The organism is Vibrio sp. A2-1, assembly GCF_021728355.1.
GTDB lineage: Bacteria > Pseudomonadota > Gammaproteobacteria > Enterobacterales > Vibrionaceae > Vibrio > Vibrio splendidus_K.
In genome coordinates this window covers 885,883-910,829 of sequence record NZ_JAKKCO010000001.1, presented here as the reverse complement: position 1 = coordinate 910,829, position 24,947 = coordinate 885,883, and the positions used below count along the sequence as shown (strand labels likewise).

Here is a 24,947-nt window from a genome sequence, read left to right as displayed (position 1 = left end):
TCAATGATGTTTTAGAGTGTTAATTCCAATAAGGAGAAGGCAGAATTGCCAACTTTCTAGCTTGTCTTGCGATTAAGAGATACAGTTAACAAAGATTAAATATATAAGGAATGTATAAATGCTTCGAACCCTATTGATTGCAGTGTTATCACTGGTCACGACCATGAGCTTTGCAAGCGAGGAGGTTAAATACTCAGAGAAAGAGTATGTAGACCGACCATTGATGGAACGCTACATCTTAGATGAGTTGAAGCAGTTGCGAATGGAACAGCAAGATCTGGAAAGGCGCTTGACCATTCAGATGACCGATCGTGAGCTTACAGTCGCCGATAAGTCATTGAATTATGCCAATGTCACGGTCACGTATTTCTTCTATATTATTGCGGGTGTTGCTTCTCTTATTGCATTGGTTGGTTGGCAATCACTGAAAGACCTCAAACACACCACCAAAGAAATGGCTGACCAGCGACTTAATTCGATTGCTCAAGACTACGAGAAGAAATTCAATGTTCTTGAAAGGGATCTTAAGCGTAAGACCAGAATTATCTCAGAGAACAACCGAGAAATCGAAATCATCAATGAGATTCACAATTTATGGCTCAGAGCGCAAAACGCTCAAACCGCCGAGCAGAAGATTGAAATTTACGATGAGATATTGAAGGTTCGTCCGGGTGATTTAGAAGCGTTGACCTATAAAGCGGATGCTGCGATGGATATGCAGGAATACCACTGGGCAATGAGCCTATGTAACCGCGTGTTAGAAGTGGATGACCAAAATGCCCACGCCTTGTATCAACGTGCTTGTTCGTATGCAAGGTTAGGAGCAGAAGGTCAGGCTATCGATGACTTAGAGCGCTCTATTGAAGCGAGTGGTTCAATGAGAGAGTTGCTAGCTGAAGAGCCAGACTTTGAGATGCTGCGCGGCTTAGATCGTTTTGAAGCGCTTTGTGAAGAGTAATGTCACTTAAGGTGGTGGGCTTCACACGCCCACCATATTTTGGCAACTTTTGTTGAACGGTTTCTTACATTTCGTTTATTCTTTTGAATTAATTGTTATGTTATAACACTTGCCAAGTTCCTTGTTATAACCGCTAAGTATTTTATGAAGTTCCTCCCTATTGGCCTGATCGTGATCGCTATCAGTGCATTCTCGCTTTCCGTTTTGCTCCATTTTCAATCCGAAGCACCAGAAGAAATCTCAATTCAAGTCACCCCTTATAAAGATTTATTAACTCATCAAGAGGGGGCATCAAACTCATATACAGATTCAGAGGCAAGCTCAAGAACGTTGATAAAAGTTCATTATTTCGTGAAGGTTGGAGATACGCTCAGCAACATATTTTCGTCATGGAAACTGCCTTATGAGACAGTTCAAAAAGTGATGGAAGCGGATCTTGAGTCTTTGAAGCTCGATACAATAAAGCCTGGCGATCATCTAGAGTTGCTTTTGGATAGTGACTCTAAACAACTCGTAGAGCTGATTTTCCATGAAAGTCTCGTAGAGCAAGCTGTCTTCACTAAAAATGATGATGGAAGCTTTAATTACCAATTCCATGAAATGCCTGGCGAATGGAAAGAAAAGCTCTATAAGGGCACCGTTCATGGCAGTTTTTCAACGTCAGCATACAAAGCGGGATTAACAACCGCCCAGATAGCCAATATTACTCGAACGTTAAGAGACAAGATTAACTTCTCAAAGCAGTTAAGAGCGGGCGATGAGTTTAATGTGTTGGTTAAGGAGCAATACACAGGCGACCATCTAACAGGAAAAACAGAGGTCCAAGGCATATCGATTACGTTACGAGGTAAGGAAGTGGCCGCGTTTCTTGCTCCAGATGGACGCTTCTACGACAGAGAGGGTAACAGCCTTGAGCAAGCGTTCAATCGCTACCCAATAGACAAACAATTCCGAAGAATTACTTCGCCATTTAACCCGTACCGTAAGCACCCAGTGACCGGACGTATATCTCCACATAATGGTACTGACTTCGCAACACCTGTAGGTTCGCCAGTTTATTCAACCGGTGACGGTCGAGTTATTGCTATTCGTAACCACCCGTATGCGGGGAAATACATAGTGATTGAACATAACAGTGTTTACAAAACTCGCTATCTGCATTTGAGCCGATTCTTGGTTAAGAAGGGGCAACAGGTTAAGCGTGGGCAGAAAATTGCGTTGTCAGGCACGACTGGTCGCGTAACCGGGCCGCATTTGCATTTTGAAGTACTGGTGCGAGGAAGAGCTGTGGATTCGATGAAAGCGAACTTACCTTTAGCGAGTTCTATCTTACCTGAAAATAAAGGTGCATTCTTGGCGAGAGTTGCCTCGTTTGATGACATGCTCTCCGGGCAAAAGGTTACACGAGTAACATCAAGCTAAGTGTCAGCTTATAACTGTTCTAACCCTTTGTCGGCTAATCATCAAAGGGTTGGAATGAGTTTTCATTAGGCTGCCTGATTGCTCAGTATCCTAATCGCTTAAGTGCTTAAGTGCTTAAGTGCTTAAGTGCTCAAGTTTTGAGATCTTAAGTGACTAAGTGGCTAAGCGATTGAGCGACTAGGCGATTAAGCGACGACAACCGCTGTACCGCTCGCCGATACCATTAGCATGCCATTACCCGTTCCTAGTACCTCGTAATCGATATCTACGCCCACAACCGCGTTCGCGCCTGCTTCAATGGCTTTTTGTTCTAGCTCTTTGAAGGCGTAGTTGCGTGCTTTTTCTAATTCTTTCTCGTAGGTGCCAGAACGTCCACCCACAAAGTCACGAATTCCTGAAAACATATCTTTGAAAACATTCACCCCTAGAATGGCTTCTCCGGCGATAACCCCTTTGTAATCGACAATGCGTTTGCCTTCAACCGATTGAGTGGTGGTAATAATCATAATGGCCTCTTGTAAGCTTGATGAGCTGTTACTCGCTGTATGGATTGATAGTTTGGTCTTACTCTTGAATAACATCGCTCAGTGTTGTCTCTGAGCGTGTGAATTCATGCCTCAACCATGTTCTCAGTTTTAGCACACTTTCTTGTTTTAATTTGTTTTTTGGGCAAACAAAATAGAAATCTTGGTGTGGATTCGCGACGGGTTCGCCCAACTCCACTAGCATCCCATGGCTGATGTCATCTTTCACAAACAAGCGATGCGTGACCAATACGCCTAACGAACGAATTGCAGCTTGAACCGCTTGAATAGAGACATCAAACGTTAGATTGCTATGGAATGTGGGCATTGGGATTTGGTAATTGTCGCACCAGACTTGCCAGTCGTGTTGTCGCCTGAGGTTAAAAACGCCAATAGTCGGGTTTTGTTTGACGAGTTGCTGGACGTTTAATCCGGTCTGGTTTTTCAATAGAGCAGGGCTGCACACCAAGACCAGGTCATCGTCGCCGAGCTTTTCGCTGTAATATTGTTCCCACTCGTTTGGCTTGCCATGTACGAGGGCAATATCGACACCTTCTTGTTCGATATCGAAAGGGCCGGTTAATGTCGAAATACGGATATCAAGTGAGGGAGCAAATGCTTGGAATTCGGGGACTCGAGGGATCCACCAGTGCATCGCGAGTGAGTTCACCATGTTAAGAGTGATACGGTGATCGTTAGGCGTTCTGGCAAGCTCTTCGGTGGCTTCTATCACTTGCTCAAGTGCGGGCGCGACCTTTCGATAATATCGCTTACCGGCGGCATTAAGAACAACACGACGACCTACTCGCTGAAATAACGGTTTATTAACCAGTTGCTCTAGTGATTTGATGGCTTGGCTTACTGCAGAATGACTGACAAACAACACTCGAGCAGCGTCGGTCATACTGCCGGTTTCAGCAACAGCAATGAAAGCATAAACGGATTTAAGCGGGACGAGTTTCTTCATTGGTAAGTTTTCCTTACAGTTATGGTTAATATTACTCGCTATTTTTCATCACGTCACGCTTCTAAAATAGGTGTCATAGGAGGTGATAATTATGTCTGATATTACCAAGGCGACGACTTTCATGTTGTTGTCGACGTTCAGTTTGTCTTTGAGTGGCTTGATGGCCAAGTATCTATCTGAAGTGATGCCAATCTCGTTACTCAGTTTTGTGCGTTTTTTGTTACCCAGTCTGTTCTTATTCTTATTCTTGATGTTCTACAAAATAACGAAACCTTCACTCGATATGTGGAAACCTTTAGTGATGCGGGCGATCTTTATGGTGGCGTGTCAGTGGTGTTTCCTTACTTCACTACAAACCTTAACGCTGGTTGAAGGTGTGGTGTTATTCAGTACGGGGCCTCTGTTTATTCCATTGTTAGAAAAATTAATATTCGGAACCAAGATTCATACAACGATTATCGCATGTTTAGCAATTACATTCTTCGGCGTAGTGATGATGGCAGGGGATTGGTCGCAGTTTGAGTTTGGTTCGGAGTTCTTTAGACCTGCACTATTGCTTGGACTTCTAGCGGGTGTGTTTAATTCTGGCTCGCAAGTGAGTCTGTACCGAGCATCTAAAACCAGCCTGACACCAGCAGAGCTTAACGCATGGACCTTTTTAGTCGCAGCAATACTCGTTATACCTATGCTCGTGTTTACTTCTGTTTCTGCTGTACCAGATATACTTAAGGGGGACAGTGTGTATGGAGCTTTAACGACTTTGCTGTCGTTTGATGGCTTGTGTTGGATTGGACTTGGTGCATTTGGACTCGCACTGTTTACCATCAATACTCAAATTTTTCGCTCCAAGGCTTATAAGCTTGCAGATAGCGGTTCCCAGTTGGCACCACTGATTTTTACTAACATGCTGTTTAGCGCCTTATGGCAGGGCTTGTTCTTTGATGATGTGTTTTCTACTCAGCAGATGATTGGCATTAACCTGATTGTTGTGGCGAGCATTACCAACACGCTATTAGCGAAGAGACACAGCAAAGCAAAAGCCAAGCAAACACCGCGAGTCACAGTGGCTGTAGCGACGGTAGCCACTGTAGTGGACGTTGCGGTGCTGGATTCTGCGGCTAAAAGCTAATCATTGATCTTATAGCCTAAAGACTAAATGGTTAGCTCAAACTTAAAATAATGAGCGTATGTACTCTTTTACTCGGTCGATGTGTTCGTTTGGTTCAATTTCGCAACGTTGTTTAGTCTCTAGGAATCGCTCAGCGTATTTGTCGTAGATTTTGTTTTCTAAGAACAGCAAATACAGCTTGGGATCGATATGACCGCTGGTGGCCATGTTGGTCATGATATTGAGTGATTCGCTTAGGAGTTTGCCTTTCTTATACGGGCGATCACTGGAGGTGAGCGCTTCGAATACATCAGCAATGGCCATCGCTCTGGACGGCAGAGGTAATTGGTCTTCGCTTAAGCCTCTTGGGTAGCCCTTGCCGTCGATACGCTCGTGGTGTCCGCTGGCGATATCCGGAATATTCTGGAGGTAAGACGGATAAGGCAGCTTGTTAAGCATGGTGAAGGTTTGAATAATATGATCGTTGATCATGAAACGTTCTTCATCGTTTAACGTACCACGACGAACTTTCAAATTGTGCAGTTCACCTTGGTTGTATTTGACCTCTCCTGGCTTAAGCACAAACGCTTCCTGCCATACATCAGCAGGGCTAAAGCCATTATCCCACGGTATTTTATGCTCAGGCTTATCGGCAAGTAGCGGTTCCATCACCGGTAGTATTTGGTTTTTTCTTGCTGGCTCAGCTTCACTCTTCTCTGTCGTGTCTTGTTGTTCATTGAATCTCTCTTTTTCAGACCAAGATAACCCTAGCTGATCGTCGAGTGTTCGTTTCCATTGGCGCTTGGCTATTCGGTCTAAGCGTTCTAGCTGTTCGTCCGTCATCGACTCTCCACCAAGGTTGCACTCAGCAACAAAGGCAAATTCTTCATCCAATTCTGACAAGCTTTGTTCGAGGACCCTAAGCTGATCCTCTTGAAGCGCTCCGTTCGCTATGGCTTTCCAGTAGTCGGTTTCAGCCTGTTGTTTTAACAGTTCGAAACGCATTCGCACTTCGTGGATTCGGTCGTAAATGGTTTCAAGTTTAGTCGCTTTGTCTACGACATACTCGGGTGTGGTTACCTTGCCGCAGTCATGAAGCCAAGCGGCGAGCATTAACTCTTCCCACTGTTTACTATCCAATGAGAATTGCGGGTAATAACGGTCATCATCAATGGTTGCTTGAGTCAGCCATTTGGTGAGTTCAGGCACTCTCTGGCAATGCCCACCCGTGTAAGGTGATTTGGTATCAATAGCTGATGCAATCAACTCGATAAAGGCATTAAGCATGTCTTTCTGTTGCTGCATTTGGTCAATGTTATCTTTGGCTATTTCCGCAAAGCTGAGCAGTTCTCGTAAGAAGGCGTGCTTGTCTGCCTGCATCTTGGTAATCGGTCTTTCATAGCCAATTGCGACGATACCCACCAACAACTTCTCACGATTTAATAGTGGAAACAGGTACAGATCTGAATTGAAGATCGAATCTTGGTAATAGTTGAGAACATTGTCTTCTCGGTTTAAGTGGATGGTTTCTCCAGATTTAAGTTGGCACAGCAACCAAGGCGTGTGCTTGATGAAGTCATTGATGTCGGCCTTAAAGGGAAGAATGGCGAGGTTCGCGGCTGTATCAAACACATCTTTCTCTTTTGATTGAGTGAAGAGGACAATGGTTTCTGCTTTAGTAATTAAATAGCTTTGATGAGCAATATTTTTGGCTAAGATCGAAAATTCCTGATTACCTGCCGTGTCTCGAAGTAGCGTAATAAGATCATGAAGTGTGTGTTCCATCAGCTCAATTGAGTGGGCGAGGTTAGCCACTTCTTGAATCATGCTTTTGGGATAATGAGTTCGCCTGAAGTCAAATCGTGCGATGTTGTCGGTGAGTTGCATCAGCGTATTGAGAGGCTGAGACAGTCTATTAGCAACAAACCATACGATAGCGAAGCAGATGAACAACATCCCAATCGCGACGGCGACTTGCTTGTCACGCATCGAGATAAGATCAGAGAGCAACTCATTGTGTGGCGTAGCCTCTGCCAAATATAAAGTGACATTCTGAGTGAGCTCAACAGGCGTTAGCGTCAATGCCCAAGTGTTTAAGTTGTACTCAACGTTTTTTAGGTTGAGGTTTAATTTCTCTTCGTCGGAGATAAGTGGTGCTATGACGGATGCTTTCAATGCTTCCATCTGTTCACGCTTAGGCACATTAAAAAAGCTTAGGTCTTGTTCACTGCCAGAGAGTTTCCCTGTCGTTTGGTTATTCGTTTTCTCAGTTTTACTTGTGTCATTAGGCTGGGAGGTAAGCTTGGGGATTGATAAATCAAGTTGATGTTGGCCGAGAAGATTGAAATGTTGATCGAACAGAGCGAGTCGGGTTTGTGGAGAGTAAGCCAATTCACTGATCTGGGAAGAGAGAGATTTCAACGTGAAGTCGGCACCAACGACATGCTTGCCATCCAAAGAACGTCTAGAAAGCGTGATGCCATTGGTTTGCAGGAAGTAGAACAGGTAGGGCTCAGAGAGTTGTATTGAGCCGTCAGGCTTTGCGTTACGAAACCAAGGTCGAGTCGTGGGGTTGAACTTACTCTCGGCTTGTCGGGTACTGATCACTTGGTGTGCGCCATCGAGAAAGGTAATAAAGTTTTCACCATCTAGATTGGTGCTGCTGACCATCATGGTCGCTTTAGCGGGAGCGTTGTTATCGGCTCTCTGTTTAATGGAACTCAGAGGGCGAAAGATTCTGAAATCACCATCTTCAGAGCCATAGAACAGAGCGACTAAGTTAGTATTTTGTTTGAAGATGATATCGACCGAAGCAAGCCAAGATTCTTTTTCGACGGAGGAGGTTTGATGAGCAACAAACGGGCTCACTGCCATCACGTTTAAGGTTGTGATGACTGGGGCAATAGCTTGTTTAAATACCGATTCCAACTTATCGCGATGTTCATTACTGACTTCGCGCACGGTGCCTAAAAGCAGTTCTTGAGAGTGCCGATAACTTATCGAAATCAGTACGGTACCGACAAGAGTGGTCAAAATTAAGAAAAGGCTAGTGATGTGGATACTCAGCGGATATCGTCTTCTTCTCATCTAACACTCCAGTTTGTAGACTGGTTTAAGTATTGACGAACTTGGGTAGGTTGCAAAAAATTGGCGTAATTACCGAGTATGTTCGATTTTACTCAGATAAGAAAAGCGTTAGTGTCTTCTGGTTAGCCACGTATTATCGTGCTGTGTAAATGAACTCGCAAGAAACCCTTATGTTTAGGTGCTAATTGTCACTTTCAGCTGATAAACTGGTCGAATTGTTGCCATTAAGCATTCCTTTTCCGAAGCACTCCTTTTCAGAAAAAGGTGCAGGCACTCCTTTCCAGAAAGAGACTCAGAGTTACTTTCTGAAAAACGTTTTTTGACCAAGCGAAGAGAGCATTGATTCATGGAACTCAAAGTAGATACCCACACCCACACATACGCAAGTGGCCATGCTTACAGCACGCTGATCGAAAACGCTAAATCGGCGAAGCAAAACGGTTTAGCCATGTTTTGTACTACTGATCATTCTGAGTCCATGCCGGGCGCGCCACACTATTGGTTTTTCAGCAATCAGCGTGTGCTCCCTCGTTTTATTGAAGATGTCGCAATTATTCGAGGTGTCGAGTCAAACATCATGAATACACAGGGTGAAATCGACATTCATCCGAGTGTGGATAAGAACTTGGATTGGGTGATCGCGAGTTTTCATGAGCCAGTATTTCGTCCATCGGATGTCGCTACCCATACAGAAGCATTGTTGAATGTGATTAAAGGTGGTCGAATTGATGCACTTGGTCATTTAGGAAACCCAAATTTTGATTTCGATTTTGAAGCTGTGATTCAATGTGCGGCGGAACATAACGTTGCGATCGAAATTAATAACACCACACTCAAAGGCAATAGTCGCGTTGGCAGTGTTGACCGCTGTTATGAAATTGCAAGAATAGCGAAAGCGAAAGGTGCGTTTATTACGACAGGTAGCGATGCGCATTTCTGCGTAGATGTGGGCGGGTTGGATCTCGTGTCTTCATTACTTGATGAGGTGGGAGTAGATTCGAGCAAGGTTATTACCCATTCACCACAGCAATTCTTAGCCTTTTTGACATTGCGTGGTCGTCAATCGATTGCCGAGTTTTCGGTATTTGAGTGATGGTTTGCCCGGCACTTGTCAGTAATTAGCTAGCTAGTTTGCATTTCGACACAATCAATTTTTGTACCCGACGGATTTTTGTATACACTAGCCGAAAATAATAAAGTCGAAGTGCCACAATAACGATGGCGCTATCTTCAAAGACATCGCTTCACCTGGAGAAACAATGAAAACTCGCTCAATCCTTTTATCTGGCTTAATCGCTGCTTCGCTATTGTCTGGCAACGCTTTTGCTAATGTTGACCTTAAGAAAAACATGCAAGAAATGAAGCTTGCGTTCAAACAAGCGGCAGAAGCTCAAAACATTGAAGAGATGCAAAAGCCTATCGTACGTATCGACACGCTAGTTGCTGAGCTCAAAACGGGTGTTTACCCAATTGAGAAAGAAGAACACTTCATGGAAGGTTTCAAAAAGATCAGTGCATCGATTGATAGCATTGAGAAGAAGCTAGACCAAGGTGAATTTGAATCTGCACAGCAAGAGCTTCGTACTATCGATGGCCTTCGTGAAGAGTATCACGAGAAGCGTAATCCAAGCATTTGGAGCAAGATCTTCGGTTAATTTGCTAATCAATTGAGTTTGCTTTTTAGATACGTATCAAAGAGCTACGTAACAAAGAGCAAAGCCTCAAGATTCGATTTCTAAAACGCTGTCTTACATTACCCTCTCTAGAGGAAGGTGTAAGGCGGCGTTTTTTATTGTCTTTTTTCTAAACAGTTTACTGCTATTTTCTAGACATGTTACTGCTAATAGGTGCGTAACATTCTTTTGGCTCTTTGGTTGTAACCAGTTTTTAACTAAAAAGAGTGTGCGTTAGCTTCAATTTTTTAACCTGATGTTAATCTTTACGTTTACCTATATAACAAGTGCCTCATAATAAGGAAAATTTATAAAGATTAGGAATAATGCGCCGAACTTCGTTCAACTTCTCCATGTTACTTGCTACAGCATTAAGCTGGGTGCTAGTGACATTAATGCCTGTTATCAATGCTCATGGTAATAGTGCGGGAGTATGGGCGTCGTTATGTACGGTCAACGGCTTTGAACTGGTTCAAATTGAGGAAGGCGAGCCCAATACTCACAAAGGAAAGCCGTGTCCATTTAGCCATTTTTCCACGTTTCACCAAGACGAACTTCCAACTACACTACTGACAACTCGACTGAGTTCTATTGTCTCAGACAGCTACGCTTTTTTGGCTCTAAGCGAACGCTACACGAGGCAAGCCCCGCGCGGCCCTCCCTTTGATATTGCTTAAACCTAACCTTCTAAAATAATTAAAAAACAAAGTATTAAGTAAAGTTAAACATGCTCAGATTACTTTCTGATTCTTCAGAAGGTATGTTTGCGTGTGTCAAAGGAAATAATAATGTTGAGAAATGAATCTCAAAGCTCTGCGAAAGCACAAGCGACTTCGCAGTCTACAAGCAGTGCAACAACCGGTTCGAGAACCAATATAAAAAACAAAGACCGCAATAAAACTCTCTACTTCCTCACTTGGCGCTGGCACTTCTATGCCGGGCTATTCGTTATCCCATTCATGTTGATGTTGAGTATTACTGGTTTGGTGATGTTGTTTGATGATGAAATTGAACTCGCTTTCCATCAAGACGCGATTGAAATTGTTGCATCGGGCGAACCGATCAAGGTGTCGCAACAATTAGCTGCCGTACAGCATCAATACCCACAAGGTACGGTGACACAGTTTGTACCGAGTAAAGTCCCTGATCTTGCGAACCGATTTTCTGTATCGCTTGAAGATGGCACTTCCGTTTTCGCCACGGTGAATCAATACACTGGTGAAGTGGTAGGAGAAATCCCGCGCAGCGATAGCCTGTACCAACTGGCGAATGACATTCACGGCACTTTGTTGATTGGTGATTGGGGTGATTACCTAATTGAAGTCGCAATAAGCTTGTCTATTCTGTTACTCATCAGTGGCATTTACTTATGGCTTCCTCGAGATAACGCTAGCCGCGCTGGTTTTCTTAAGCTTCGATTTGGTTCAGGAACGCGTATTTTAATGCGTGATCTGCATGCGAACATCGGTGGAACACTGTCATTCATTCTTCTGTTATTTATTCTTTCGGGATTGTCATGGACAGGTTTTTGGGGCGGTAAGCTAGTGCAAGCATGGAGTACTTTTCCTGCTCAAATGTGGGACGACATTCCTCTGTCTAACGAAACGCATGCTTCTTTAAATCACGGGTCTGAGGAGGAAATGCCTTGGAACCTAGAGCAAACGCCACTGCCTTTGTCTCAAGATAAGCCAGCAGAACACGTCCACCAAGTAGAAGAAGCGTCTGAAGCTCATGATCATTCTAAGATGGGTGAGGATCATTCTCAGCATGTATTATCTGCGAGTAATTTCTCGATTGATGATGTGATAGCAAAAGCTCAAGCTCTTGGTTTTACGCAATATAAAGTCAATTTCCCGCGCTCAGAAACGGGCGTTTACACCGTGGCTGCAAATACCATGGGCGGTGACATTATCGATCCAACCCAAGATCGCACTACTCACCTCGACCAATATTCAGGGCGCATCCTAGGAGAGGTGACGTGGCAAGATTACAATTTATTCGCCAAAACCTTAGCCGTCGGTATTTCTCTGCACCAAGGTGACATCAGCATCATCAACAAGCTTCTAAATGCGTTGTTCTGTTTGGCATTCATTTTGGTGTCAGTGACTGGTGGAGTATTGTGGTGGATGCGCAGACCTTCAGGCCAGAGAAAGTTGGGAACGCCACCGAAGTTTGGCGATGCAGGCTTATGGAAAGCGGGTTTAGTGACTGTGGTTATTATTTCGATATTGTTTCCACTCGCGGGTGCAACGATTGTGATTGCAATGCTATTGGATTGGTTACTGTTTTCACGCGTTGAGAGATTCAAGACCGCGTTGAGTTAATTGACATGCAAACGGACTTTCTTGACTTGAGAAAGTCCGTTTTATTAATCAGATGGGCGATTCTTTTGTGAGGAAGACTTTAGACTAGATACAGCGCTAGATTTGATAAAGCTTTAGATCTGATAAAGCTCAAGCGGCAGGCCGTCTGGGTCTGCGAAAAACGTAAATGATTTCCCCGTAAACTCATCAACTCGAATCGGTTCGACTTCAATGCCTTGCCCTTCCAAATAGCTTTTGGCATGTTGAACGTCATCAACACAAAAAGCCAAATGTCTCAGCCCTTGAGCTTCCGGAAAGCTTGGTCTTTCAGGTGAGTCAGGGAAGCTGAATAATTCTATTTGAGCGCCAGTAGGCAGTGCCAAGTCAAGCTTATACGACTTACGCGCTTCACGATAATTCTCTGCAATCACTTCAAGCTTTAAAACTTCCGTATAAAAGTGTTTAGAAACTTCGTAGTCTGAGCAAATAATGGCGGCGTGGTGTATTCCTTTCAGCATCAGTTTATTTCTCCTGCCAGTTTGTCACCTAAGTGCTCCATCGCGTAATCAATGAATACACGCAATCGGGCAGGCATGTACTTGGTTTGAGCAAACTGCATCGCGATAGCACCATGGTAATTACTCTTGATGGTCCAATCTTCCAATACTTGCACTACAGAGCCTTCAGCCAATGCATCTTGAATTACAAAGTCATGGAAAATACCCACGCCAAGCCCTTCTTTAACGCCTTTCAATCGCATCTGAGAGTGGTTCACAGCGTAACGTCCGCTGACGGGGACTGTATAAAACTCATCATCTTTAAGGAAGTCCCAAATGTGGTCTTTATCTGTTTCTGCAAGGTATAAGCAGTCGTGCTCAGAAAGCTCGGTAGGGTGGTGGGGGATTCCTTTGGCATCTAAATAGTCGGGGCTCGCACAAAGTACAAGGTTCGTTTTTCCGAGTTCTTTCAATACCAAACTCTCGTCAGGTTTGTCGGTAAGGCGAAAGGCAATGTCGATGCCTTGGCGCAATATGTCGATGTCGCCATCGGCGGCTCTTAATTTGAGTTGAATCTCAGGGTACTGATTCAAGAATGGAACAACGAAAGGCTGTAGCACGGAGTTCAAGAAGGCTTCTGGCGCCGCTACCGTTATAGATCCTGCAGGTTCAGTATGGTCAGAGGTAGAAAGCTCAACCGCTTGTTGCGCCGCATTAATCATGACCACGCTTTGGTCGTATACCAACTGGCCTGCTTGCGTGATGATCAATGTACGAGTGGTTCGCTCGAACAGCTTTACTGAGAGCGCTTTTTCTAAACGTGTGATCAATTTACTCAACGCTGAAGGTGTAACGCCTAGCTGCTTTGCTGCAGCGGTAAAGCTACCTTCATTCACAACTAAGATAAACGAGGCGAGATCGGGAAGTAGGGCGATGAGTTTTGGGTTAATCATAAGTATCCAGTTGGGCTAGTTTCATCTGTGACCATAACCTTGATTGTGATTGATCTCTTCTGATTTGTGAATCAATTTCATTAATTGATACGCGTAATCGCAACCGCGATAGAAGCCGTTCTTTTGTTGTTCCTATTTCATATTACCCAGTTATTCAGAGCTCAAGTCAATATGGCGATTCCGTTGCTTCAAATTGGTTGTTAGATGCTTTTGTTATATGAATGTAAATACTTGTAGTTGCTTGTTAAATTTAATTTAAACAGTGTTAGTATCCTCCCAACTTGTGCTGATTCGAATCAGCTATATTTCAACGTTCGAAGAGAGCTTTCAACTTCAACTTCGAGTTCGGAAGAGCGAAAACATAGTCAGAGGTAAGTATTTTGCAACGTACTGATATCACCCCAACGCAATCTCCCGCGTTAGCCGCGTTAATTAATAACGATTATGAGCTTAATTTCCAAGAGTTTATGGACCAAATACAACTGGCGAATAAACCCATGTCTCTGGCTTCTATTCGGTTCATATTGGATAACATCGAGCTGAGTAAAGAAGAGATCAAGTCGTTGGCGAGTTTTGATAAAGAAACATACTGCCGACAAAGACTTTTCAAGAATGACCACTGCGAAGTTTTAATTTTGAGTTGGCTAAATGGGCAAAGAAGTAAAATACACGATCATTTGAATACGTCTTGTGGCGTAAAGGTTCTACATGGGCAAGCAACGGAAACCTTGTTTGAAACGGCAGCTAATGGTCATATTTTTGCTTCTCAGTCGACTCATTTCCAAGAGGGCAGTGTGACCGTCAGTAAAGATAATGATATCCATCAGATATCGAATCTACAGGCTGGAGATGAACCGCTCATTACGTTACATGTGTATTCGCCCCCTTTAAGCCAGTTTCACCTCTATCAGTTAGAGAGTGGGAAGTCCGAGTTGCTCGACATACAACAAGAGTGCTGGGCCTACGAGATTTAGCATTTATCTGTAGCGACCTGCCTACAAATACCAACCAAGTTCTGGGGGAGTTTTGTTTAAACGAGGTTATGCTCAATGCATCATGTCATAGTAGAGATAAGTAAACTACACTAGTTAAAAAGCTAGGTAAGTGACAGATGAATAAAGACAATTTCCCAATTTAGCTAAAACGACTTCGTGAATCAGCGTCCATTTCACAGGAAGAATTTTCAGAATTACTTTCCAATTCTCATCGAGCATTTTTTGGTGTCAATCAGGTGATGGTCAGCCAGTGGGAAAGGGCAAAGACGCTGCCTAGTTTTGTTCGTCGCCTTGGTATCGCGAGTTTCTTTCAGGTCGACTATGATTTTTCGGTAGAAGAAATGGTGCAAGTCAAAGCCGCAACAAAGAATATGGAACGTCCGTCTAATGCCGATATTGGCTACGACTATGAGGTCACAAGCGTAGAGTCATACAACATGGGTTCGCTTCCTGCGAAAAGGCTTAAGTCGATTCAAGGGATGCACCTCAAAACTTATGGCAAAGACTTTATCGAGGTAGCTCAGTATCTTGGCGTGAGAAAAGACGATATGCAGGTGCTTTGCTTCTTGTTCGAGGGAGTCATTATTGGTCATGTGGTTTACGATGGCCTCAGTAAGATGCTTTGCAGTGTTGGCGCGGTTAGCATCGTGATTCGACGCAAGATCTTCGATTACATGGCAGATAATTTGGCAGGCATTGAATTTCGCTTTCCGACTCTTGATCCTGCAATGTCCCAGTTCCTCTATGATCTTTACTTAGAGCCATACATGAGCAAGCTCGGCATGCCGTTTTTCAAGGCTGATATAAAGAAATTAGTGAATAATCCGTTCTCTCAAAACATCCAAAACAAACACGATATCTACTTCAAGTACATTCGATATCACGACCTTAAGCAGAAGAAAAAAAGCGTCGAGTTTGTTTTAAGCTAACGTTACTTGAGTTCCAACTATCTACATGACAAATCTAAGATCAGTTAAAGGCAGTGGCTTTGAGTATAGAAAGCCTTGATAGCTGTCAAAACCTAGCTGGTGGATTAGTTGACGTGTATCTGTGTCTTCAACGCCTTCCGCAACGGTTTCGATTCCAGACTCTTTGCAGTACGCCAGAGTGCGCTTAACCAAGTCGGAGCTTGCTGGCTCAATACTGTTCACAATCGATTTATCGAACTTCACTTCATCGACATTAAGGCCCATCACCTTATTTATGTCTGAATAGCCAATGCCAAAATCGTCGATAGAGATTCTGACGCCCAGAGACTTAAAGCGCTTAATTTGCTCACAAAGCTGCTCATCCAACTGATCATTTTCACTTAGCTCAAAGGTAAGCTGTTCTGCCTTGAAAGACGCATTCCAAAGTAACTCACGAACTTTCTGCACGTTATCAGGGTTTGCCAGTACTTTCTTACTGATGTTCACGGCTAAGTTCAGGTGAACAGAAAGCGATTTTACCTCTGTTAATGATTGCTCAAGCACACTAAAAAAGATCTCTTCTTCATAACCCAATGCAAACGCACGATCGATAAATACGCCCGGAGAGAAAATCCCTTCTTCTGGAATGTCTAGGCGAAATAGCGCTTCAACCCCAGTCACTTTCTCGACACTAGGCTGAACCTTTGGCTGATAAAAGCAGGTGTGCCAGTCATTCTTGAAAGCTTCTTGTATGGTGTTGTCAGATAGGGTCATTTGCTTGTTTCTCATCTTGTCTCATTTGCATCGCGGCGTAACGGTCGCACATTCTGAGAGAATCGGAGAATCATCACTATATCGTTCTGAGATGAAAAATTGATATTTGATATGAATGTGAAATTAGACAGAGACGGAAGGTAATTTGACGTTAAAAAGAACAGGCAAGAAGCGTTTATGTGCCCTGCGTCACTGGGATGAACTATTATTCGTGCCTGTGATTCATTAATGTTTTTCCAACTAAAGGGATAATCGAGAAGGAGATGTTCAACTAGAATAGGGGTATAAGTTTTACAGTGTAAATGATCGAATTGAAATCGTTTACATCCCCTACATAATGCGGCGCACGATGCTGCTGAATAATAATTAGGAAGGAATAGACAATGTCTTCTGCATTTTACCAACAGATTCAAAATCAAATCGAAGAAGTTAAAGAAGAAGGTCTTTACAAGTCTGAGCGCATTATCACTTCTGCTCAAAAAGCAGCGGTTTCTATCTCGACTGGTGAAGAAGTACTAAACTTCTGTGCAAACAACTACTTAGGCCTTGCTAACCACCCTGACCTTATCGAAGCTGCTAAAGACGGTATGGATCAACACGGTTTTGGTATGGCTTCTGTTCGTTTCATCTGTGGTACTCAAGACTCTCACAAAGAACTAGAGCAAAAGCTATCTACGTTCCTTGGCAAAGAAGACACTATTCTTTACACATCTTGTTTTGATGCAAACGCTGGCCTGTTCGAAACGATCCTAGGCAAAGAAGACGCAATCATTTCTGACGCTCTAAACCACGCATCTATCATTGATGGTGTTCGTTTGTGTAAAGCAATGCGCTTCCGTTACTCGAACAACAACATGGAAGAGCTAGAGCAACAACTTATCGCAGCTAAAGAAGCGGGCGCTCGTCATACGCTTATCGTAACTGACGGTGTGTTCTCAATGGACGGCGTAGTTGCTAACCTTCCTGCTATCTGTGACCTTGCTGACAAGTACGGCGCACTCGTTATGGTTGATGACTCTCACGCAGTTGGCTTCATGGGCGAAAACGGCGCAGGTACTCACGAGTTCCACAATGTTGTAGACCGTATCGACATCATCACAGGTACGCTTGGTAAAGCAATGGGTGGCGCTTCAGGCGGTTACACTTCTGGTAAGAAAGAAGTGATCGACTGGCTACGTCAGCGTTCTCGTCCATACCTATTCTCTAACTCTGTTGCACCTGCAATCGTATCTGCGTCTATCCGCGTTCTAGATCTTCTAGCGGAGTCTGGCGACCTACGTACTCAACTATGGGAAAACTCTGCTCACTTCCGTACTCGCATGGAAGCAGCTGGTTTCACTATGGGCGGCGCTGATCACGCAATCATACCAATCATGCTTGGTGATGCAAAAGTAGCAGCTGAATTCGCAGAGCGCGCACTAGAGAAAGGCATCTACGTTGTAGGCTTCTCTTTCCCTGTAGTACCAAAAGGCCAAGCTCGTATCCGTACGCAAATGTCTGCAGCACACTCTCGTGAGCAACTGGATCGCGCAATTGATGCGTTCATCCAAGTTGGTAAAGACATGGCTATCATCTAATTTTAAAGGGGTGCCTTGTGCATCCTTTGATTAGATAGAACAACACGCAATAGAACATATAGATTTTTGATTCTCGCCTTACAGTTAGGCGAGATGAACTGGATAACATTATGAAAATTAAAGCACTTTCTAAGCTTAAGCCTGAAGAAGGCATCTGGATGACCGAGGTTGAAAAACCTGAAATGGGTCATAATGATCTTCTTATCCGTATAAAGAAAACCGCAATTTGTGGTACAGACGTACATATCTACAACTGGGATGAATGGTCACAAAACACAATCCCAGTACCTATGGTAGTAGGTCACGAATACGTGGGTGAAGTTGTTGGCATCGGCCAAGAAGTTCGTGGTTTCGAAATCGGCGACCGTGTCTCTGGCGAAGGTCACATCACATGTGGTCACTGTCGTAACTGTCGTGGCGGTCGTACTCACCTTTGTCGTAACACAACAGGTGTTGGTGTAAACCGTACTGGTGCGTTCTCTGAGTTCCTTGTGATCCCTGCGTTCAACGCATTTAAGATCCCTGCAGAAATCTCTGACGATCTAGCATCAATCTTTGACCCGTTTGGTAACGCAGTACACACAGCGCTTTCTTTCGACCTAGTAGGCGAAGACGTGCTAATTACTGGTGCTGGTCCAATCGGTATCATGGCTGCTGCTGTTGCTAAGCACGTTGGTGCTCGTCATGTTGTAATCACTGACGTAAACGAATACCGCCTAGACCTTGCTCGTCAAATGGGTGTAACTCGCGCAGTAAACGTAATGGAAGAGAAGCTTGAAGACGTAATGGCTGATCTTGGCATGACTGAGGGCTTCGATGTAGGTCTAGAAATGTCTGGTAATCCATCTGCGTTTAACAGCATGCTGACTAACATGAATCACGGCGGTAAGATCTCTCTACTAGGTATTCCACCATCAGACATGGCAGTAGACTGGAACCAAGTAATCTTTAAAGGTTTGGTTATCAAAGGTATCTACGGTCGTGAGATGTTTGAAACTTGGTACAAGATGGCTTCACTAATTCAGTCAGGTCTAGATCTAACACCAATCATTACTCACCACTACAAAGTGGACGACTTCCAGAAAGGCTTCGACATGATGCGCTCTGGTATGTCAGGTAAAGTAATCCTAGATTGGGAATAATCTTTAACTGAGTAGCAAAATATTAGAAAGGCGACAGTTATTACTGTTGCCTTTTTTGTGTCTAAATTTTATCTCAAGCTGTCCATCCAACCTCATGTCATATCCATCCCTAACATTTATAAAAATTAAATTGATCCAGCTTATATAAATCACTTTGTCATTTGGTATAGAATTCGGTTAATACAATTGCGAGTTTTAATACGATATGAATTCAAACCTTAAAGATATATTCGATAAAAGCCGTCAAGAACTCCTTGATATGGGGCTTAGAGGGAATACATTACTTAATGTCGGCAAGGGAGCCAAGATTCTAGACATTGTTGACGAAAAGTCTGAGCAGGTGTTTGAGCACTTGGTTGATGAGTCAAAAATGATGTCATTCCTACCAGCTCCTGACTCTCTGGATACAGAGGACAGCAAGTCGATATCTTTAACTGATTTGACTACTCATCTTGAAGAACAGAATGGTGACAAGAGGCACTCAGATAATGCCTTACAAACTCAGTTATTTAGAAAGCCATTAGACACTCGATTACTAAAACTAAGCACAGAAGCCACCATATTTGTGCAAGAACAAGGGGTTGATCTTCTTTATCTTGCGATGGGGTTTGTTAAGTGGTTTGAAGATGATAATTCAGACAAGTCTAGATACGCTCCTTTAGTGCTAGTTCCTGTCGAAATTTTTCGAGAAGATGCGGGTGATTCATACAAAATTAGCTATACAGAAAATGAGCTAGGAACAAACCTAACCCTTGCAGCCAAACTGAAGATGGAGTTTGGTATTGCTCTACCCGAATTTGAAGAGGGAGAGAATGGCTATGATTTCCAAGGGTACTTAGATCTGGTTGCTGCGGCTATTGCAGGAGAAAAGCGTTGGTTAGTCGAGAGCAATAAAATCGTACTGAGCTTCTTCTCGTTTGGTAAATTCCAGATGTATCAAGACTTATCAGATGATGTTTGGCCTGAGGGTAAGAAACCATCGGAAAATAGCTTGATCCAAAAGCTGTTCACCGAAGGTTTTGAGCGTGATGCAACCTTGCTTGATTCAACACCAATGGACGTAAACCGTGTTGAAGAAGTTCAACTTGTTTTAGATTCTGACTCAAGTCAAACAGAGGCGGTTCTAGCTGCGAAGTCAGGGGCGAATCTTGTGATTCAAGGGCCTCCAGGTACAGGTAAATCTCAAACCATCACCAACATCATCTCTCAAGCTTTAGCTGACAATAAAAAGGTGCTGTTTGTTGCTGAGAAAATGGCAGCGCTTGATGTCGTTAAACGCCGATTAGATAACTGTCACATTGGTGATTCAGTTTTAGAGCTTCACTCACACAAGGCGAACAAGAAGGCAGTTCTTTCTTCATTAGAAAATACACTGATGCAGCATGCTCCTGTTACCCCTGAGAGGAGTGAAGATATTGACCGCTTGGTTTCTCTTCGTAATAAATTGGATGATTACTGCCAGTCGGTGAATGAGAGCATCGGCAATACAGATGTCAGCTATCATGATGCTCTAGGTTATAGCTCACAGTTAGAGCGAATCATTACCGATGCTTCAATCGAGTTAGATGAACTGCCTCGTATCGACTTTGATTTAAACGTTTGGGATAAGAGTTACTACCTGTCAGCTCTTGTTAAGATCACGGAGGTCGTTGATTACTTAACTGAGCACGCTGCACCAAGCCTGAATCTGTTTTCATCTACTAATCTTAAAGATTATTCGCCATCAGATGACAAGTCGGCACAAAAGCTTGTTGCTGAAGTCGTGCAAACACAGCAAGAGATCATTGACCAAGTTAAAGCTCTTCATGCCTGTGCTGGTTACGTCTCACCGATCGCTACCTATACAGATTGTATTTCAGTGCTTGGTGGCCTATCCCTTATTGCAGATAGACCCGAGCTTGAGAGTGTTGATGGAAACGCTCCTGCTTGGGAGTCGAAAGGCGATACGATACTCGATTTTGCGCTTCAAGGTGCAACGCTACAAGATCAAAAATCCGAGCTTTCAGAGCACTTTGTCGATATTGCATTAGATTATGATTGGATGCCAATTCGTGGCTCGTTGCTTACAACAGGTCAAAAGTGGTGGCGATTCCTATCTGGCGATTACGGTAAAGCAAAAAGCACCTATACAGGCATGTGTAAACATGGGCTTGCTGGTGGCGCAAGTGAATGGATTGAGAAGATTGATGCGATACTGGAGTATCGCTCGACTCAAAAAAGCTTTATTGAATCTGCACAACTGGCAATTGATACTATCGGCAGTCATTTTAAAAATGAGAGTACCGATTGGAAAGCGATACTAAAGCCGCTTCAATGGGTGCAGCAGTGCCACTCAGGCATTAAGTCGGGAACGTTAGACCACAGTGCAGCGCAATACCTAGACCCATCAAAGGAAATTTCTTTTACTACCACAGAGCTTGATAAGGTTAATGCACTTATCGAAAAGCGCACGAACGTAATCAATGAACTCGCATCACTGCTGGAATTGGACCTCAGTTCCTTTGTTGAACGATGTGATGCCCTGCAATGTGAGGAAGTTGAAACGATTGAGAGTGATATTCAGAAGTTCTACCCATTAACACGTTTTAATCGTTTAGGCTCAGATCTTGATGCCGTTGGACTTTCTGATTGGAGACAACAGGCATTCACTTGGACGCAAGAGTCCACACTTATTCAAGATTGCTTTAAATTCACGTACTACAGTTCGCTTGTCGATTACCAATATGATGCACGAGATGAAATTCGCTACTTTGATCGTGTTGAGCATGAAAAACAAATTGAACAGTTCAGTGATATTGACGGTCAATTGTTCCATTTTTCGCAAGAATCTTTGGTCAAACAGCTTTACGATAATCTACCGAACCCATCAGCAAGAGGTGAGGTAGAAACGCTAAGACGTGAGTTTAATAAGAAACGCCGCCAAATGCCGATTAGACGTCTGCTCAATAAGTCGGGTCGAGTGATCCAGCAGATCAAACCTGTCTTTATGATGAGTCCTATGTCGATTGCAACCTATCTAGAGCCAGGCGTTGTTGATTTCGACTTGGTTATCTTTGACGAAGCGTCACAGGTTAAAGTTGCCGATGCACTTGGAGCCATTCTGCGTGGTAAACAGGTCATCGTTGTTGGTGATACGAAACAGATGCCACCAACCAGCTTCTTTGGCAAGCAGTTAGTCCTTGACGATGATGAGGCTGAAGAGAGCTTAACGGCTGATATGGAAAGTATTTTGGGGATGTTCTTAGCGTCAGGTACGCCAGAAAAAATGCTTAAATGGCACTACCGTAGTCGCCATGAGTCGTTAATCGCGGTGTCAAACCAAGAATTTTATGACAACAAACTGATGATTTTCCCGTCATCTGGAATTAACCCTAATGCAAAAGGCTTGAGCCTCAATTACTTGCCGAGTACCACTTATGACCGAGGTGGTTCAAGAAGCAACATAGATGAAGCCGCAGCCGTTGCAGAGACGGTAATTAAACACGCTAAAACAACACCAAACCAAACACTGGGCGTTGTTGCATTCAGTACAGCCCAACGTGATGCAATCTTGCTAGAAGTTGAACGATTGAGAAAGGCGAACCCAGATCTCGAACACTTCTTTGGAGAGCATGAAGAAGGAGAGGACTTCTTCGTTAAGAACCTTGAAAACGTACAAGGTGACGAACGTGACACTATCTACATAAGCATCGGTTATGGCAAGACGAATGAAGGGCGTTTACCAATGAGTTTTGGGCCACTTAATGGTGAAGGTGGCGAGCGAAGACTTAACGTTCTTATTTCACGTGCTCGTATGTGCATGGAAGTATTCAGCAACTTTAAAGGTGAGGAGATGCCAACCACTGACGCATCTCCATTTGGTGTACGAGCGCTGAAAAACTTCTTACATTACGCTGAGACAGGTGACTTGGTTAAGAGAGAAGAAACAGGTAAAGGGCCTGATTCGCCATTTGAAGAAGAAGTTATCTCTTCAATTCGTTCGTTAGGCTATCAAGTTCAACCACAAGTCGGTTGTGCAGGTTTCTATATTGATATTGCAGTGAGAGATCCACATAAACCTGGTCGCTATATGCTTGCAGTCGAGTGTGATGGCGCAACTTATCACAGCTCTAAGAGTGCGCGAGACAGAGATCGCATCCGTCAGAGTGTGCTTGAAGGGTTAGGTTGGCGTTTCCACCGTATCTGGAGTACTGATTGGTTCCGCAATCGCCACAAAGAGACTGAAAGGCTAGGTGATTCTATCAAGTCGGCTATCGCTTATTATGAAGCCTATGACTCTGAGCTTGTTGCTGAAGAGGTGACAAAATCAAAACCTAAGGCAGCCATTGAAAGGGTAGAGATCGAACATCAAGCATCTGCTGCTGTTTATCAAGTTTTACCAACAGAAAAATTGTACCTAGGGCTTGGTGATGCGATCCCGGATGTCAGCACGGCAACCTTGGCGGAAGATATTTTGAAAGTGATCGATTTTGAATCTCCTATCCACGTTAAACAACTAAGCATTCGTCTGTTGTCAGCGGTTGGCAGTTCACGAAGTGGCGCACGTATCAATCGAGCAATTCTAGATGGGGTTGGCTTACTCAATAGACAAGGTAAAGTCGAATTAGATGGTGAGTTCATTGTTGCCAAAAGCCAAGACGAAATTACGATTCGTAGCCGAGTTGATTTGCCATCAAATGAACGTAAGTATGACCTCATCTATGACGGAGAGATTGCGAAAGCCGCAATAGATACCGTTAAAGATACTTTCTCAATATCAAGCGATGATTTAGTAAAGTCAGTCACAGAAGTTTTAGGCTTCTCGAGTACAAGTAAGGCTATGAAAGCCCGAACTGAATCAATATTGTTGGAGCTAGTTAACTCAGGTACTTTGAGCATTCAAGGTGATGTAATTCAGGCTTCGACATGATGCGATCGGGTATGTCAGGCAAAGTAACCCTAGATTGGGAATAAACGAATAGGGGAGACCCTTAGTTTATTCCAAAATGAAATGCCCCAAAGAAATTTGGGGCATTTTTTGTTTTCTGGACATCGATTAATTATTGATGTCACTGAATGGCCATTTTGTCTCTCATTAGTCTTTAAAATACGCGCAATACACTGCGTTTAATTTTTAAAGAGGGCTCATGGCTTGTAAACCACTTGCACTGATAATAACTGGAATATTATTAACGCCGAATTTTGCTAGCGCTAATGTCGACATTTCGAAAGCCGAAAGTGATCAAGCAGCAGAACAGGCAGCAAAGGAACTTGCAAACCCAAACACAGCTTACGCTAGCCTCAATCTAAAGCTTCAGTATTCAGGTGGTTACGATGGAGGAGGAGATGCTTTCGCGACCGTCTTACAGCCGACATTGCCGTTTCCAATGGATAATGGTGATAAAGTGATTTTCCGCCCGGCTATCTCTTATGTACAGAACGATTTCCATATGGATACACCAGCAAGCTCGCAGCATATAGATCAGTCCGGCGTTACAGACATCTCATTTGATTTAGCTTATGCGCCTAAAATGGAGGGCGGTACTATTGTCGCTTTCGGTCTCTTTGCTTCTTTGCCAACGGGCAGTAATGAATTAACGGCTGATCAATTTGCTGTCGGGCCTGAGTTTATGTTCGGTAAGGCAAGCAGCGAGCGAGTTGTAGGTGTTTTCCCAAACCACTTGTATGGTATTTCTGGAGACGGAGCCGACCATTCTGATACTCGAATCAACAAGACATCGACACAAGTCTTTTGGGTGGAGATATTAGGAGGAGGTTGGACGATAGGTTCTGCGCCGACATTCTCGTATGACTGGAATAAGGATCAGGCGGAAATTCCGTTAAATATAAGTGTAAGTAAAACAACGGTTTTGAATGGGCGTCCTTGGAAGTTTGGAATTGAAGCGAATTATTACCTTGAGAAAGACGAAGAAACGCGTCCAGATTTTATGTTGAGCTTTAATATCAGCCCAGTTGTGGAAAATAAGCTGGCGTCTTTGTTCGATTAAGCCGTTATTTGAAATACAGTTTTAGAAACGAAAAAGGCTGAACGATCATCGTTCAGCCTTTCTTGTTGTTGC

General features: G+C 43.6%; 19 protein-coding genes. 13 read left to right on the top strand and 6 right to left on the bottom strand.

What is annotated here, in order from left to right; translation table 11 throughout:
* Window positions 1–118 precede the first annotated feature (118 nt).
* Window positions 119–958 (top strand): alkyl sulfatase dimerization domain-containing protein, encoded by an 840-nt coding sequence (locus L3V33_RS03825; RefSeq protein WP_065205922.1) that lies wholly within the window; start codon window positions 119–121, stop codon window positions 956–958.
* 144 nt (window positions 959–1,102) lie between these two features.
* Window positions 1,103–2,380 (top strand): peptidoglycan DD-metalloendopeptidase family protein, encoded by a 1,278-nt coding sequence (locus tag L3V33_RS03820; protein WP_237289188.1) that lies wholly within the window; start codon window positions 1,103–1,105, stop codon window positions 2,378–2,380.
* Window positions 2,381–2,565: 185 nt separating this feature from the next.
* Here the strand turns inward: L3V33_RS03820 and L3V33_RS03815 are convergent, their stop codons facing one another.
* Both L3V33_RS03815 and L3V33_RS03810 read right to left on the bottom strand, forming a co-directional pair.
* Window positions 2,566–2,886: a heavy metal-binding domain-containing protein gene (locus L3V33_RS03815; protein ID WP_004730185.1), complete on the bottom strand. Its 321-nt coding sequence runs from the start codon at window positions 2,884–2,886 to the stop codon at window positions 2,566–2,568.
* 58 nt (window positions 2,887–2,944) lie between these two features.
* Complete coding sequence (locus tag L3V33_RS03810; RefSeq protein WP_114635518.1) at window positions 2,945–3,871, bottom strand: LysR substrate-binding domain-containing protein; 927 nt, start codon at window positions 3,869–3,871, stop codon at window positions 2,945–2,947.
* A gap of 91 nt (window positions 3,872–3,962) precedes the next feature.
* On the opposite strand from L3V33_RS03810, the gene L3V33_RS03805 reads away from it, so the two are divergent.
* Entirely contained in the window at window positions 3,963–5,000 is a 1,038-nt protein-coding gene (locus L3V33_RS03805; protein ID WP_237289186.1) for a DMT family transporter, read from the top strand.
* 42 nt (window positions 5,001–5,042) lie between these two features.
* Here L3V33_RS03805 and L3V33_RS03800 read toward each other — a convergent pair whose 3' ends face one another.
* Window positions 5,043–8,066 (bottom strand): HD domain-containing phosphohydrolase, encoded by a 3,024-nt coding sequence (locus L3V33_RS03800; protein ID WP_237289184.1) that lies wholly within the window; start codon window positions 8,064–8,066, stop codon window positions 5,043–5,045.
* Between the two features lie 346 nt (window positions 8,067–8,412).
* Here L3V33_RS03800 and L3V33_RS03795 point away from each other — a divergent pair, with 346 nt between their 5' ends.
* The 4 genes from L3V33_RS03795 (at window position 8,413) to L3V33_RS03780 (ending at window position 12,063) form a co-directional block, all read left to right on the top strand.
* A complete protein-coding gene (locus tag L3V33_RS03795; protein ID WP_237289182.1) occupies window positions 8,413–9,159 on the top strand; it encodes a phosphatase in 747 nt (248 codons plus the stop codon).
* A gap of 166 nt (window positions 9,160–9,325) precedes the next feature.
* A complete protein-coding gene (locus L3V33_RS03790) occupies window positions 9,326–9,721 on the top strand; it encodes a cytochrome b562 (protein ID WP_004730193.1) in 396 nt (131 codons plus the stop codon).
* 344 nt (window positions 9,722–10,065) lie between these two features.
* A complete protein-coding gene (locus L3V33_RS03785) occupies window positions 10,066–10,416 on the top strand; it encodes a hypothetical protein (RefSeq protein ID WP_017082430.1) in 351 nt (116 codons plus the stop codon).
* A gap of 111 nt (window positions 10,417–10,527) precedes the next feature.
* On the top strand, window positions 10,528–12,063 hold the full coding sequence (locus L3V33_RS03780; protein WP_237289180.1) for a PepSY domain-containing protein: 1,536 nt from the start codon (window positions 10,528–10,530) through the stop codon (window positions 12,061–12,063).
* Between the two features lie 113 nt (window positions 12,064–12,176).
* Here L3V33_RS03780 and L3V33_RS03775 read toward each other — a convergent pair whose 3' ends face one another.
* Window positions 12,177–12,560, bottom strand: a complete 384-nt coding sequence (locus L3V33_RS03775; RefSeq protein WP_237289178.1) for a VOC family protein — start codon at window positions 12,558–12,560, stop codon at window positions 12,177–12,179.
* Window positions 12,560–13,492 carry a LysR family transcriptional regulator gene (locus tag L3V33_RS03770; protein WP_004730200.1) on the bottom strand — a complete coding sequence of 311 codons (933 nt, stop codon included), beginning with the start codon at window positions 13,490–13,492 and terminating at the stop codon, window positions 12,560–12,562. The genes L3V33_RS03775 and L3V33_RS03770 overlap by 1 nt, the downstream gene beginning before the upstream one ends.
* A gap of 380 nt (window positions 13,493–13,872) precedes the next feature.
* Between L3V33_RS03770 and L3V33_RS03765 the strand changes: the two genes are divergently transcribed.
* Complete coding sequence (locus L3V33_RS03765) at window positions 13,873–14,466, top strand: cysteine dioxygenase family protein (RefSeq protein WP_017079740.1); 594 nt, start codon at window positions 13,873–13,875, stop codon at window positions 14,464–14,466.
* Window positions 14,467–14,657: 191 nt separating this feature from the next.
* Window positions 14,658–15,416 carry a helix-turn-helix transcriptional regulator gene (locus tag L3V33_RS03760; RefSeq protein ID WP_237290163.1) on the top strand — a complete coding sequence of 253 codons (759 nt, stop codon included), beginning with the start codon at window positions 14,658–14,660 and terminating at the stop codon, window positions 15,414–15,416.
* Window positions 15,417–15,437: 21 nt separating this feature from the next.
* On the opposite strand, the gene L3V33_RS03755 is transcribed toward L3V33_RS03760, so the two are convergent.
* Window positions 15,438–16,169 (bottom strand): EAL domain-containing protein, encoded by a 732-nt coding sequence (locus tag L3V33_RS03755; protein WP_032546067.1) that lies wholly within the window; start codon window positions 16,167–16,169, stop codon window positions 15,438–15,440.
* 383 nt (window positions 16,170–16,552) lie between these two features.
* Here L3V33_RS03755 and L3V33_RS03750 point away from each other — a divergent pair, with 383 nt between their 5' ends.
* The 4 genes from L3V33_RS03750 to L3V33_RS03735 all read left to right on the top strand — a co-directional run bounded on the left by L3V33_RS03750 (window position 16,553) and on the right by L3V33_RS03735 (window position 24,875).
* Window positions 16,553–17,746, top strand: coding sequence for a glycine C-acetyltransferase (locus L3V33_RS03750; RefSeq protein WP_237289174.1), 1,194 nt, complete (start codon window positions 16,553–16,555; stop codon window positions 17,744–17,746).
* A 110-nt stretch (window positions 17,747–17,856) separates the two neighbouring features.
* Complete coding sequence (gene tdh / locus L3V33_RS03745) at window positions 17,857–18,888, top strand: L-threonine 3-dehydrogenase (RefSeq protein ID WP_004730216.1); 1,032 nt, start codon at window positions 17,857–17,859, stop codon at window positions 18,886–18,888.
* A 205-nt stretch (window positions 18,889–19,093) separates the two neighbouring features.
* Window positions 19,094–23,797: a DUF3320 domain-containing protein gene (locus L3V33_RS03740; protein WP_237289172.1), complete on the top strand. Its 4,704-nt coding sequence runs from the start codon at window positions 19,094–19,096 to the stop codon at window positions 23,795–23,797.
* 217 nt (window positions 23,798–24,014) lie between these two features.
* Window positions 24,015–24,875 carry a hypothetical protein gene (locus L3V33_RS03735; RefSeq protein WP_237289170.1) on the top strand — a complete coding sequence of 287 codons (861 nt, stop codon included), beginning with the start codon at window positions 24,015–24,017 and terminating at the stop codon, window positions 24,873–24,875.
* The last annotated feature ends 72 nt before the right edge of the window (window positions 24,876–24,947 follow it).